Source organism: Evansella clarkii (assembly GCF_002019695.1).
GTDB lineage: Bacteria > Bacillota > Bacilli > Bacillales > Salisediminibacteriaceae > Evansella > Evansella clarkii.
In genome coordinates, this window is the sequence record NZ_KV917376.1 from 5111970 (window position 1) to 5124735 (window position 12766).

13 protein-coding genes are annotated in these 12766 nt (G+C 43.3%); 1 reads left to right on the forward strand and 12 read right to left on the reverse strand.

Translation table 11 applies throughout. The features are described 5' to 3' along the window. Nucleotides 1-11: 11 nt before the first annotated feature. The 7 genes from lpdA to BK582_RS24380 form a co-directional block, all read right to left on the reverse strand. Nucleotides 12-1439, reverse strand: a complete 1428-nt coding sequence (gene lpdA / locus BK582_RS24350; protein WP_078597499.1) for a dihydrolipoyl dehydrogenase — start codon at nt 1437-1439, stop codon at nt 12-14. Then, the gene (locus BK582_RS24355; protein WP_078597500.1) at nt 1440-2738 is read right to left on the reverse strand and encodes a dihydrolipoamide acetyltransferase family protein; all 1299 of its coding nucleotides are present in this window, start codon (nt 2736-2738) and stop codon (nt 1440-1442) included. It abuts the gene before it with no gap. Between the two features lie 28 nt (nt 2739-2766). Next, nucleotides 2767-3750 carry an alpha-ketoacid dehydrogenase subunit beta gene (locus tag BK582_RS24360; protein WP_078597501.1) on the reverse strand — a complete coding sequence of 328 codons (984 nt, stop codon included), beginning with the start codon at nt 3748-3750 and terminating at the stop codon, nt 2767-2769. Further along, a complete protein-coding gene (gene pdhA, locus BK582_RS24365) occupies nt 3747-4856 on the reverse strand; it encodes a pyruvate dehydrogenase (acetyl-transferring) E1 component subunit alpha (RefSeq protein ID WP_078597502.1) in 1110 nt (369 codons plus the stop codon). Before pdhA ends, BK582_RS24360 begins: the two co-directional genes overlap by 4 nt. Nucleotides 4857-5193: 337 nt before the next feature. Then, the gene (locus BK582_RS24370; RefSeq protein ID WP_078597503.1) at nt 5194-5703 is read right to left on the reverse strand and encodes an Lrp/AsnC family transcriptional regulator; all 510 of its coding nucleotides are present in this window, start codon (nt 5701-5703) and stop codon (nt 5194-5196) included. Nucleotides 5704-5842: 139 nt separating this feature from the next. After that, a complete protein-coding gene (locus BK582_RS24375; RefSeq protein WP_078597504.1) occupies nt 5843-6154 on the reverse strand; it encodes a cyclic-di-AMP receptor in 312 nt (103 codons plus the stop codon). A 1112-nt stretch (nt 6155-7266) separates the two neighbouring features. Next, nucleotides 7267-7713 (reverse strand): hypothetical protein, encoded by a 447-nt coding sequence (locus BK582_RS24380; protein ID WP_078597505.1) that lies wholly within the window; start codon nt 7711-7713, stop codon nt 7267-7269. Nucleotides 7714-7876: 163 nt separating this feature from the next. Between BK582_RS24380 and BK582_RS24385 the strand changes: the two genes are divergently transcribed. Further along, nucleotides 7877-8680, forward strand: a complete 804-nt coding sequence (locus BK582_RS24385) for a hypothetical protein (RefSeq protein WP_078597506.1) — start codon at nt 7877-7879, stop codon at nt 8678-8680. 36 nt (nt 8681-8716) lie between these two features. On the opposite strand, the gene bcp is transcribed toward BK582_RS24385, so the two are convergent. The 5 genes from bcp to BK582_RS24410 form a co-directional block, all read right to left on the reverse strand. Continuing rightward, complete coding sequence (gene bcp, locus BK582_RS24390; protein ID WP_078597507.1) at nt 8717-9190, reverse strand: thioredoxin-dependent thiol peroxidase; 474 nt, start codon at nt 9188-9190, stop codon at nt 8717-8719. 66 nt (nt 9191-9256) lie between these two features. Continuing rightward, nucleotides 9257-9682 (reverse strand): potassium channel family protein, encoded by a 426-nt coding sequence (locus BK582_RS24395; protein WP_078597509.1) that lies wholly within the window; start codon nt 9680-9682, stop codon nt 9257-9259. 262 nt (nt 9683-9944) lie between these two features. Then, entirely contained in the window at nt 9945-10730 is a 786-nt protein-coding gene (locus BK582_RS24400; RefSeq protein WP_078597511.1) for an ABC transporter permease, read from the reverse strand. 7 nt (nt 10731-10737) lie between these two features. Beyond that, nucleotides 10738-11538 (reverse strand): ABC transporter permease, encoded by an 801-nt coding sequence (locus BK582_RS24405; RefSeq protein ID WP_078597513.1) that lies wholly within the window; start codon nt 11536-11538, stop codon nt 10738-10740. After that, a complete protein-coding gene (locus tag BK582_RS24410; protein WP_078597515.1) occupies nt 11531-12541 on the reverse strand; it encodes an ABC transporter ATP-binding protein in 1011 nt (336 codons plus the stop codon). Before BK582_RS24410 ends, BK582_RS24405 begins: the two co-directional genes overlap by 8 nt. Nucleotides 12542-12766: the final 225 nt, after the last annotated feature.

The window sequence follows — 12766 nt, forward strand, 5'->3', positions numbered from 1 at the left end:
CCATGCCATTCTTAATTGTTTACAATGTGAATGGCATGTCCCAATGCTGCTTCGGCCGCCTCCATCCATCCTTCTGTTAAAGTAGGATGTGGGTGGACAGTCAGAGCAATATCTTCAACACGCGCCGCCAGTTCCATGGCGAGCACACCTTCTCCAATCAGATTTGAGGCATCTGCTCCCACAACATGCATTCCGAGAAGAACATGTGATTCTGCGTCAACAATGACTTCTGCAAAACCTTCTGCTTCGTTTGTGGCCAGTGCTCTTCCGTTAGCCTGGAAAGGGAACTTTCCGATTTTCACGTTCCTTCCCTCTCTTTCAGCTTCCTCCAGGGTCATTCCAACACCGGCAACCTGAGGGTCTGAAAATATAACATAAGGAATAAAAGGCGAATCTACTGCGCTCGGGAGCCCTCCGATTACTTCCGCGGCTACAATCCCCTGTTTGGATGCCTTATGGGCAAGAGCCGGGCCAGGAGTGACATCACCGATTGCAAATATATTAGGCACGTTTGTTCTGCACTGACTGTCTACTTCAATATAGCCTCTTTCATCTGGACGGACTCCTGCCTGCGACAGTCCGATTCCTTCCGTGTTTGGCATTCTTCCGATGGTAACGAGAACTTTGTCTGCCTCGATCACTTCTTCTCCTTCACCACTTGAAGTCCGGAGGGTAACCTGGCCGTTCTCCACCTTAGCTTCTTCTACCTTGACGGAGGTTTTCAGCTTGATGCCAGCCTTCTTTGCTTTTTTCTCCACCTCTTTTGCAAGCTCCGGAGAAACCTGGGCTAATATCCTGTCAGCCATTTCTATAACAGTGACTTCCGCTCCAAGTTTTGCAAACGCCATTCCCATTTCAATGCCGATATACCCTCCTCCTATTACCGCCAGTTTATCCGGGACTTCGCTAAGCTCAAGAGCTGCTGTTGAATCGATAATATATTCCCCATCCACCGGAAGAAAAGAGGGAAGAACAGGGCGTGACCCAGTCGCTATTATTGCCTCTTCAAATTTATAAGTTTCAAAGTCTCCGCCTGTTTCCACACCAATTCTGTTCTCAGACAGGAAACTCGCCTCCCCTGTTACAACAGTAACACCGTTTTTTTCACATAAGTGGGCGATTCCCTGATTTAAGCGTAAGACGATTCCCCTTTTCCATTGCTGCCAGTCTTCCATTATAAAGCTTGCTGGATCTCCACTGTCCGGAAGCTTAATTCCCATCTGTCCAAGCCCTGACAAGTTATGATATTGTTCTGCTGTATGGATTAATGCCTTTGATGGTATACACCCTCTGTTCAGACAGACACCGCCTAGTGTATCCTTTTCGATTAATGTGACTGATTTCCCAAGCTGCCCCAGGCGAATTGCTGCAGCATAACCGCCTGGGCCTCCTCCTATTACTACTACGTCTGTTTCAACTGCTACTTCGCCTACAACCATTTAATTCATCTCCATAAAAAGAAGTTTCGGATTCTCAAGCAGTTCGATTATTCTGTTTGTGAACTTTACCGAGGCCACCCCGTCAATAATCCTGTGGTCAAATGACAAGGAAATGTTCATCATCAGACGGATAACCCCTTCCCAGTCCCTGACTACCATTCTCGGCTCCATCTTATGCAAAGCAAGTATAGCAGCCTCCGGGTGATTAATTATCGGTGTAGCGTGCATACCGCCGATCGGCCCTACATTACTGATAGTAAACGTACTTCCGGTAATATCATTCACTTTCAGTTTTCCTTCTCTTGCCTGCTCTGCAAGTTCTCCTATTTCCCCGGCAATTTCAAGAATGCTCTTTCGGTCAGCATTTTTAATTACAGGGACGACCAGGCCTTGCTTTGTATCAGTTGCTATTCCGATATGATAGTAATTTTTTAACACTATTTCTTTATTCTCTTCATCAACAGAAGCATTAAAGACTTTAAACTCTTTCAATGCAATTACTACCGCTTTTATAAAAAATGGGAGATATGTGAGTTTTATATTTTTTTGTTCCGCATAAACTTTCAGCTCATCTCTGAGTTCTTTCAGTGGTCCCATCTCCATCTCATCCACATGAGTGACATGAGGGATAGTAGAAACAGACTTGACCATTCGCTCTGCGATTTTTTCTCTGATTCCTTTTAACGGGATTCTTTCTTCCTCTTGTCCAAGGCTGAATTCCAATACCTTATTCGTTTCAGATGTTTTCTGAGTTTCTTTCCCGGAAGATAGTTTCACAGGCTCTGCCTTTTCAGCTGGGTTCGCTGTTACTCCACTGGAATATTGGCGCAAATCTGATTCTGTCACTCGCCCTGCCGGCCCTGTACCAGTAACTTTTTCAATGTCTATCTTCATTTCCCTGGCCATTTGCCTTACAAATGGAGTTGCCAGAGCACGTGTCTTTGCAGAGGAGTTTCCTGCTCCTCCGGAAACAACTGCCGTTACTGCAGGTTTCTCTGCTTCGGTCTGTCGTGGTTTTGCTTCTGCCACAGCTTCAGCTGCAGCCGCCGATTCTTCAGCTGCACCTTCCTCCACAATAGTAAAAAGTATAGAGCCTACTTCTGCTACTTCTCCTTCATTAAAGAAAATCTTTTTAATGATGCCGGAAGCCGGTGCAGTGAGTTCGGCATTTACTTTGTCAGTCTGTACTTCCAGAACAGGCTGATCCTGCTCAACGAAGTCTCCTTCTTTTATAAACCAGCTGAGTATTTCACCTTCGTGCATACCCTCCCCTACGTCAGGGAGCTTGAATTCTACCATTATTTTTCCTCCTTTAAGCCTGCCCTGATTAGAAATTCACCGTTTCTTCAATGCCCCTTTTCACACGTTCCAGTGTCGGCATATAATCTTCCTCTACAGAAAACATTGGTACAGGCACATCAAAGCCTGTGATTCGCTTAACCGGCGCCTTCAAATAAATAAGTGCTTCATCATTAATAAGCGAGATTACTTCACCGCCAAGACCAGCTGTTTTATGTGCTTCATGCACTACAACAGCTCTTCCGGTTTTCTTGACCGATTCAATGATTGTATCTCTGTCGAGAGGATATAAAGTACGGAGATCGACAACTTCACAGCTCATGCCTTTCTCTTTTTCAAGCTTGGATGCCGCATTCACAGCCTCTCTCAGCATTGCCCCCCAGGAGAAGATCGTTAAATCTGTTCCTTCTTTAACAACTTTCGCTTTGCCGAGCGGGACCCGGTAAAGCTCTTCTGGAACCTCTTCTTTAAATGCCCTGTACAGTTTTGTTGGCTCCAGGAAAATGACAGGGTCTCTGTCTTCGATTGCAGAGACGAGAAGTCCTTTCGCATCGTACGGGCTTCCAGGCACTACTACTTTCAATCCTGGTGTATGAGCGAAAAAGCTTTCTACACTTTCTGAATGGAGTTCTGGTCCCCGGATACCTGCTCCATATGGTGTACGGATTACCATAGGTACTTCAAACTGCCCTCTTGAACGGTATCTCATCCGTGCTGCATGGGAGACGACCTGCTCAAACGCCGGATAAATAAAAGCTAAAAACTGAATTTCAACAATTGGAATTTTTCCGTTCATGGCAAGGCCAATTGAGGTGCCCACAATCCCTGATTCAGCAAGGGGCGTGTCAACTACTCTGTCTTCACCGTATTTTTCCACAAGTCCGTCTGTCGCCCGGAAAACACCGCCGTTCACTCCGATATCTTCTCCAAGCAGCATCACTCGCGGGTCTTCAGCAAGCTTCTGGTCCATTACTTCTGTTATCGCCTGTATCATCGTTAATTTCCGGCTCAACTCTCATCCCCATCCTTTGCAAGATATTTCTTCAGTTCTTCCCTTTGTTCTGCAATATGCCATGGAGTTTCCGCATACACATGATCGAACATCTGAAGCGCATGTGATTTAGGATAATTTTCAGCACGCTTTAGTTCTTCATCGATTTTTGCGTTTACTTTACTGAGAAGTTCCGCTTCCTTCGTTTCATCCCATAGCCCATTTTCAGTAAGGAATTTATTCAGGCGAGTCAGAGGATCCCTGTTGTCACGCCATTCCTTTGAAACTTCTTCCTGATTGCGGTATTTTTTCGGGTCGTCAGCTGTAGTATGGGCCCCGTAGCGGAAGGTCACCGCTTCAATCAAAGTAGGCCCCTCGCCCCTTCTGGCTCTTTCCACAGCTTCTTTCACAGTCAGGTAAACTGCGAAAATATCATTTCCATCGATCCTCACTCCGTTAATATCATAAGCAGCTGCCCTCTGCGCTATTGTTCTTGAAGCAGACTGTTTCTCGAACGGGACACTGATGGCATAGCCATTATTCTGGCAGAAAAAAATAGTAGGCGTCTTAAATACACCAGCAAAGTTTAAAGCCTCGTGGAAATCTCCTTCTGAACTTGCCCCGTCTCCAAAATAAGCAATACTGACATCCTTATCCCCGTCCAATTTACTTGCCCATCCAGTGCCAACCGCATGGAGCAGCTGTGTGGCGATAGGCACTGAAGGAGGAAGTATCTTCTTTCCTTCTGTACAGGTTGTTCCGTCCATATGGGCCATCCAGTACAGAAAAACACGGTACATTTCCTGGCCATGGATCATTGCCGCTGCATGATCCCGGTATGTGGGAAACATCCAGTCCATATCAGACAGAGCCATCGCGCTTCCTGCCTGGGACGCCTCCTGGCCTTCAAAAGGGGCGTACGTTCCGATCCTCCCCTGTCTTTGAAGAATGACGGACTTTCTGTCAAATGCCCTTACAAACTGCATATTTTCATACATCTTTATCATTAGCTCTTCATCAATTTCTCCGCCCAGTTCGCTCAGCAGTTTTCCCTCAGGATTGAGGACCTGAAAAACTTCTGACTCCCATGAACCAGCCTTTTGCAGTTCACTGCTTTTCATTGCCATAATGTTCACTCCCTTTTTATTTTGACAGCGCTTACAAACATTAACACTGTGCAGACCTTTTTTATTTTCTTAGTGTAAGTATAAAAGAATAATTACTTAATCTACATACCAAATCGAACTAATTTTCTAAAAATTTATTTTATTATGAATAAATTACATCTCCACTAGCTACAATTTGTAAAACACGAAAAATTGTATGACGTTTTCATCACGAAATGTTGTTAAAAATAGAATCCTTCATGAATTGTTGAAAAAAAAAGAAACCTGCATAAGGTTCTTTTATTATCTTTCACAGTATTAAACTTTTCTTTAGGAGGGGGATAATTATCTTTTTTCTTCACATATTGTTTAATTTTTTAAGTTCTCCCCTTGTCTTTCTGCTAAGATTCTTTTCCGGATTCTCAGCTGTTTTTGGTGATGGGAGAATTACCTTTTCTTCCACAGGCGAGCTCAGAACTATCGATGTATTAATTGCCGCGTAAGGGATAAGATGATCGATCAGTTTCCCTAAATGGTCCATGTCATCTACTGCTGCCTTCAGAAGATAATTAATCATGCCTGTAACACGGTGGCATTCTATAATATCAGGATGCCTGCTGATCATCTCCTCAAACTCATTATAAGGCACAGTAACATCGCTCACCTGAATAAACAGAAGCACTTTTCGGCCGACTGATTCTGGTGAAACTCTTGCTCCTATTCTGTTAATTATTCCTTGCTCTTTCAATCTTGTCAGACGCTCTGTCACACTTGGCCGGCTCAGCGCCAGTTCCTTTGAAAGGTCACTTAAAGTAATTCTCCCGTCTTCCTGGAGGATCTCCAGCAGCCTGATATCTGTGTTATCCATATAAATCTGCCTCCCGTAAATGAGTATTTAGCAGGTTAATAATCTCTGTTAAAATATTGGTCTCAGAGTCGATATGAAATAGATTTTGACTTTTTCTGGTTGACGAGTTTATATAACGATAGTAACACGAAACCTTAATTTATGTCACATTACCATTCTGATTTTTCAGAAACGGGAGCGCATCTTTCACATTAATAACGAAAGAAGTATACCTGCTCTGCCCATCTTTTAGCTTTCCTTTTTTCTTTTCTACATCCAGGCAGATTGTCTGCATTTCTTTCCTCAGAGCTTCTGCGTCATTATCTTTTATCCCAAACAGAAACGTAGTGTTGCCCTTTTTCAGAAACCCACCGCTGGAAGCAAGTTCAGTCATCCTGTAGCCTTTATCTTTAAGTCTTTCTTCAAGTTCATCCGCATACCTGTTATGAGCTACACAAATCATCAGTTTCATAATGTGGCTCCTCCTTGTTGGTTAATTAAATTACATTTATAAAATGAAACTTAAATTAGCGTTTTCCTGATCACCCCGATTATTGTTAGTTGCGCTGGCAGTGATATTAGCGCCGGTTCTCTCCCACCTTATCTTTGTTACAATTTATGTTTTGAAGTGAGGGGGATTGCGGACGGCTGCATTGGGATAATTATGGTTATATTCATAGTTTACTTCCACGCTTTAAATTTAAACTCCTTTAAATGTTGTCCTTTTTTCGTGAAAAAGTAAACAGAACTTCCGAACTACTCCGTGGTATGTTTTCGTGTTACATATCTGGTTGGGTTTTCGGGTGTTTGGGTATGTATGACGTTCTATGAGGTTCTATGAGGTTCTTGCGTTACCGCTTGGCTATTTTTTTCCCCCGAGCGGGTATGCGAGACGATCTCACGTTACCGCTTGGCCTCTTTTTTCTCCCGAGCGGGCATGCAAGACGATCTTGCGTTACCACTTGGCCTATTTTTTCCCCCGAGCGGGTACGCGAGACGATCTCACGTTACCGCTTGGCCTATTTTTTCCCCCGAGCGGGTACGCGAGACGATCTCACGTTACCGCTTGGCCTATTTTTTTCCGCAAGCGGGCATGCGAGACGATCTTGCGTTACCACTTGGCCTATTTTTTCCCCCGAGCGGGTATGCGAGACGATCTCACGTTACCGCTTGGCCTATTTTTTTCCGCAAGCGGGCATGCGAGACGATCTTGCGTTACCACTTGGCCTATTTTTTCCCCCGATCGGGTATGCGAGACAATCTCACGTTACCGCTCTCAACTGTTTTTTCCCCGAGCGGGCATGCAAGACGATCTCACATTACCGCTCTCAACTGTTTTTTCCCCGAGCGGGCATGCGAGAACCTCTGGCCTTACCTTCAAACAAGACCACCCTCGCATAACAAAGGCATATTATACTGCCCCCCGAAGCATAAGAAAAAAGCAGGATAGCTAAAACTATCCTGCCAAAAAAAACAGAGAGCAATATTCAGTTACTTTAAGAAGCAATCATGTCACCCGTTCCTTTACTATATGCCGCTAAACCGATCAAGATTGGACACTTGCCGCCATAAATCAAAATATTTTCAGTAAGACTCCTCCACGTAGAGGTTCATATCGAAATACTCCTGTCTTGTATACCCGGTCTGGCGCCAGTTTAATATAATCTCTGTATAACTGTAGCTCCCCTCTGCTTCGGAACAGAAATCACAAGGTACGGAATATATAATCTCCTTGTTAAATTCTTCAATATCCAGGTCCTGATAAAAGAAAGTACCATGTTCGGTTACTACGAATACTTCCAGCGCTTCAATATTTGGCTCTTCCGCCAGGCCTGCATACTCAAGTTTGAAACCGATTTCCTGGTCTTTTCCGGACCCATTATTTAAAAACAAAGTCATGTCCCAGCCAGCGATCGACCGTTCATCTGTCCAGTCAGGGTCAAACGCCGCCTCCTCGTAGTCATCATTCAGAAAAAACATGGCTCCGCCAACAAGCACCGCTATTAAAATAAAAGGGAGAATCTGTTTCACCTTCGCCACCACTTTCACCGAAATTACATTTATCCTAATTCTACCATCGAGTAGTAGATATTTGTAAAAAAATTATAAATTTTACAGCACCAGCACATAAAAGCATGTTAAAATTTTACATAGTAATGAAAAGTTCTGTCTGACAGGTAAAGGAGCCCAATCTATGAAAACCAAAATCTCTGTTATTTTATTGATGAGCATCCTTCTCCTCACAGGCTGCAATGATGGGGAAGGCAAAGAATATGACGTTAAAGGAATCAACCTAGGGGGAAGCCATTTCCCGGGGGGATTTACTCTTTTTGTAGAAGATAATATTAATGGCCAGGAAATAGACTATACTGGCTTCCAGTACGATAACTTTAATAAAGATTCATATGAATTAGAGGCGTACCATCTGCTGATCAACAAGGATACTAAGGTTATTGCCGACAGAACAGGAGAAGAAATTGCATTTGAGGATGAAGAATATAACGATTTTTCCTTCCACTCCTATCCCTGGCTCTGGGTTACTGTTCTGAATGACATGTCTGTTAATACCGTTGAGGAATTTGAACCTCAAGTTCTGACTGACAGAGAATATATTTTATGGGACTGGGCACTCCTTCCTGCTTATACAGCCGAGGAAATACGAATCTATCCTGTTACTTTTGATAATTATCTGAGCAAAGCTGTTTATAGAGGGGAGAATATGATCCATATCTTGCAGGTTGTAGACAGAATTACAGACGAGAATCAATTTTGGAATGAAAACGAAGAAATGTACAAAAAGTTAGATAGGTTTTCGAGGGAGAATTTTTATGTGAATTATAGTTATCTAATTCACGACGACTGGGAAATATTTAACGAACCGCTGGAAACCGATGAATTCCCCATATATTATATAACCGACGAAACAGGAATAATTGAGACTGCAACAGATAAAGAAAAAGTATTTGAGTTCTTGGATAACACCATCGATAACATGTAATAAAAAGGGCGCCCGTATAAAACGGCCGCCCCTTTTTTAAAGTTCTGTATTGTCCTTAAGGAATTGCAGTGCTTCCTCTACATGCCCCTTAACCCGGACGTTGCGCCATTCCTTCATTAATCTTCCGTTTTTATCAATAAGGAAGGTTGATCTTTCAATTCCATAATATTCTTTCCCGAAATTCTTCTTTAATTTCCATACACCAAATGCTTCTGCAGTTGTATGATCCTCGTCCGCCAGAAGCTCGAATGGAAGGTCATATTTCTCTGCGAATTTAGCATGGCGGTCTGCAGGATCAGGACTGACACCCAAAATAACCGCGTCCAGTTCCCCGAAGCTCTCATGCATATCACGGAAGTCGCATGCCTCGGTTGTACAGCCGGGAGTCATGTCTTTCGGGTAAAAATAAAGCACAACATATTTTCCCAGGTAATCTGACAAACTAACATCTTTTCCTGTGTTGGAAGGTAAAGTGAAATTTCTGATTTGCTCTCCTGTTTCGTAAGCCATAGCTTCTCCTCCTCGCTTAAAGCATTTCGTCACTACACTTTAAGCATAACCTAATCCATGGAAAAGCTACAAACGATCCGGTTTCTTCTGGTAAATTACTGTAGTAACCACAAAAGCAGCAGGGAGAATATAACCGATCAGCGCCTGTAACATAGCGACCCAGCGGCCAATCCCCTGAGGTGTAATGTCTCCGTAACCTACAGTAAGCATTGTTACAGCGCTAAAATATAAAACATCCTCAACAAGATGAAAAAACGTATTATAGTGAAGCCTCTCCCCTTCTATGAGCACAGGGAAACCAAGAAGTTCCAGACAAATATAAATTATACCGAAAGCCCCCATGACTGTAGCATAAACAAGAAGGAGCACAACAAAATTTATTACCGATATTCTCTGCCGTTCAGGAGGCTGGTTTTTCAGCAGTAAAATTAAACTCATAAATATTCCTGCGACCGCAAGTATCATAATGAAATAAATAAGGAGGTCCCTCATCTGTATCACCTCTGTTTAATCTATGATTAAACAGGGCGTTTTAGGACAAGGAACTCTCCTTTTCACGGAGCGCGCAGATAGATCAGCGCCGGGCAGCTGCCCAGATAAAGTGAACCTTCAATCAATGGGGTTTTTGTTCATCCCCCAATGATTGTTAGTTGAACCAATCAGGATGTTAGCGTCCGTTATCTCCCACCTAAACATCACCGGTTCAACTCATGTTTTGAGGCGGGAGTTTTACGGACGATTTCATCGGGATAAATCAATTACCGGCTCCCCGGTACCTTTTCACACCTGCATTCCACATAAAATAAGCAATGAGCAGAAAAATAATCCCCATTACCGGAGTGAGAAACGCGTAGCCATACCACTCTGTTCTGCCAAGGAAAAATGCAGAAGGATATACACCGACAAAAGCGAACGGCAGGATCCAGGTCAGAACAAAGCGGATAACATTATTATAAATATCGACAGGATAACGGCCATAGTTGCCGATATTATACATCATGGGCATAATATCCGTTTTGCTGTCTGACCAGAAGCTGATAGCAGCAAGGCAGATGAATATACCAGCGTAGATAAACGAACCGCCAATAACCATGAGCAGAAAAACAAACGGATCGTACCAGCTCAGTTCCAGTCCAAGCTGTGAGCCTGCGTAAAACATTATTGCCACGCCTGTAACAACGCCAAACAGCGATTCCAGCTCCATCCGTTCGATAATAATTTGAAATAAGCTGTGGACAGGCCGCGTCAGTATCCGGTCCATTTCTCCTTTTACAATATAACGATCATTAAAATCCCAAATATTAAAGAAAGCAGAAAAGATTGCATAAGGTACTAAAAAGAAACCGTAAATAAAGATGATTTCTTCCCTGCTCCAGCCGTTCAGCAGGTTCGTATGGCCGAAGACCACGAGGATAAAGATTAAGTTAACTGCCTGGAAAAGTATATCGGAGAAGAGTTCAACCACAAGATCAGAACGGTATGTCAGCCTTGTTTTTAAATACTGGGAAGCGTACTGAAAAAATATAGATATATAAAACATGCTGCCATCACCCCCCTTGTACGATCAGCTGGCGCCTGGCCAGCATCCACATTCCCTGTATAGGAAGTATTAAAAACAGCGCCCAGAAAAGCTGAAGCCCCAGCGCCGACCAGACTTCGCCGCCGGTAAAACCTTCTGTAAATATCATCGAAGGGATGTAGCTTATCGCCTGGAACGGCAGCCATCCCATAATTTCCTGAGCCCATAGCGGATAAAAAGATATAGGCAGCAGTAGACCTGAGAACAAATCAATAACCACTCTCTTAGCCCTGATCAGACCTGTATTATATAAGAGGAAGAAAGTGAGAATTCCAGTAATCAGATTCAATTGCGTGTTGATAATAAAAGCAAAGATTATGGATATAACAAAGAGTCCCCATACAGTTAAGCTGCCGGAAAAATCAATCGGAAACGCCAGCCAGATAATGAACATTCCAGGAACAGAGAAGAACAGCAGGCGAAACAGCCCTTCCCCTAATCCCTGCATTGTCTTGACACCGAGATAATGGTATGGGCGAATCATCTCGACAGCTACTTTCCCCTCCTGTATTTCCTGGGAGATTTCCCTGTCGATATTATTGAAATAAAATGCCCGGGCCATCCAGGCTACGGCAACGTAAGTGGTCATCTGGGTTACAGACATTCCTTCAATAGAATCCTGCGCCCCATATATTGCCTGCCATAGGAAATAATAAGCTCCTATATTAATAGAGTAAATTAAAATTCCGCTGTAATAATTAGTTCTGTACGCAAGCATCATCAGGAATCGGATCCGGATCATTTCAAGATACATGGAGAGGTTACCCATTTACGATCCCCTCTTCATAAATGTTCCGGATAATCTCTTCCGTTGACACCTGGTTTATTTTAACATCTGAAATTGTGTGCAGGCTCATAACCTCGCTCATCAACCTGGAAACTTCCTCATCTTCTCCTTCTACAGTCGCTGTCCAGAGATTCGGCCGTTCCCCCTGCCGCCAGTTTACTTCAAACTGGCTGGTCAGCTCTCTTAATGAGCTTTCCTGGACCGGATGCATAAACTCGAAATGCACTTGTTTTCCTTCCACCCAGTTTTTCTGAAGCTGCTCCAGACGCCCGTCATAAATGATCTTTCCTTTATCAAGTAATACAACCCTGTCGCACAATGCTTCAATATCAGCCAGGTCATGGGTTGTAAGAAGAATCGTTGTTTTGTATTTTCTGTTGATTTCCTTAAGAAAGGCTCTGATTTTCATTTTCACAAGAACATCAAGGCCGATCGTAGGTTCATCAAGAAACAATAACGGCGGGTTGTGAATGAGCGCAGCTGCCAGTTCACAGCGCATCCTTTGCCCAAGAGAAAGCTTACGTACCGGCTTATCGAGAAGAGGCTGGATTTCAAGCGTTTCAATAACCTCTTTCATATGGGAATTATAATCCTCGTCGGAAACTTTATAGACTTTTTTCAGCAGCCTGAATGATTCCTGCACTGCAATATCCCACCAGAGCTGGGAACGCTGGCCGAATACAACTCCAATCGTTCTCACAAATTTTTCTCTTTCTTTATGCGGATCCATCCCATTAATCCGAACTGTTCCGGCGGTAGGTGTTAATATCCCTGTCAGCATCTTAATTGTTGTGGACTTTCCCGCTCCGTTTTCACCGATGTAGCCTACCATCTCTCCCTGTTTCACATGGAGATCTATATCATCTACTGCACGGAGTATTTTATAGTTTCGTGTAAAAAGATCACGGAACGCTCCAGCAAGACCAGAACGGCTGGAAAACGATTTAAATTCTTTTCTCAGCTTGTGAACTTCAATTACATTCATGACTTCCGCCTCCTTCTGAACTTAAATAGTTTACCCGAACGCAAAGGAGGTTTCAAGCAGACAGCCCCTTCTCTTTCTGATGGCTGAAACATCTTATATAGAGATAGTTCATGTTACAATGTAACGGGCAATTAATATTAAAAGGAAAGCGAGTTTGTGGAAAGAGCTCATCAATACACACCTTATTTAATGTAAAAAGAAAATTCTGGCAAGCAATAGGGATAC

Coding starts and splice junctions, on each gene's coding strand:
- lpdA (WP_078597499.1), bottom strand. CDS start 1,439: ATGGTTGTAGGCGAAGTAGCAGTTGAAACAGACGTAGTAGTAATAGGA.
- BK582_RS24355 (WP_078597500.1), bottom strand. CDS start 2,738: ATGGTAGAATTCAAGCTCCCTGACGTAGGGGAGGGTATGCACGAAGGT.
- pdhA (WP_078597502.1), bottom strand. CDS start 4,856: ATGGCAATGAAAAGCAGTGAACTGCAAAAGGCTGGTTCATGGGAGTCA.
- BK582_RS24370 (WP_078597503.1), bottom strand. CDS start 5,703: ATGGATAACACAGATATCAGGCTGCTGGAGATCCTCCAGGAAGACGGG.
- BK582_RS24375 (WP_078597504.1), bottom strand. CDS start 6,154: ATGAAACTGATGATTTGTGTAGCTCATAACAGGTATGCGGATGAACTT.
- BK582_RS24385 (WP_078597506.1), top strand. CDS start 7,877: ATGAAAACCAAAATCTCTGTTATTTTATTGATGAGCATCCTTCTCCTC.
- bcp (WP_078597507.1), bottom strand. CDS start 9,190: ATGGCTTACGAAACAGGAGAGCAAATCAGAAATTTCACTTTACCTTCC.
- BK582_RS24395 (WP_078597509.1), bottom strand. CDS start 9,682: ATGAGGGACCTCCTTATTTATTTCATTATGATACTTGCGGTCGCAGGA.
- BK582_RS24400 (WP_078597511.1), bottom strand. CDS start 10,730: ATGTTTTATATATCTATATTTTTTCAGTACGCTTCCCAGTATTTAAAA.
- BK582_RS24405 (WP_078597513.1), bottom strand. CDS start 11,538: ATGGGTAACCTCTCCATGTATCTTGAAATGATCCGGATCCGATTCCTG.
- BK582_RS24410 (WP_078597515.1), bottom strand. CDS start 12,541: ATGAATGTAATTGAAGTTCACAAGCTGAGAAAAGAATTTAAATCGTTT.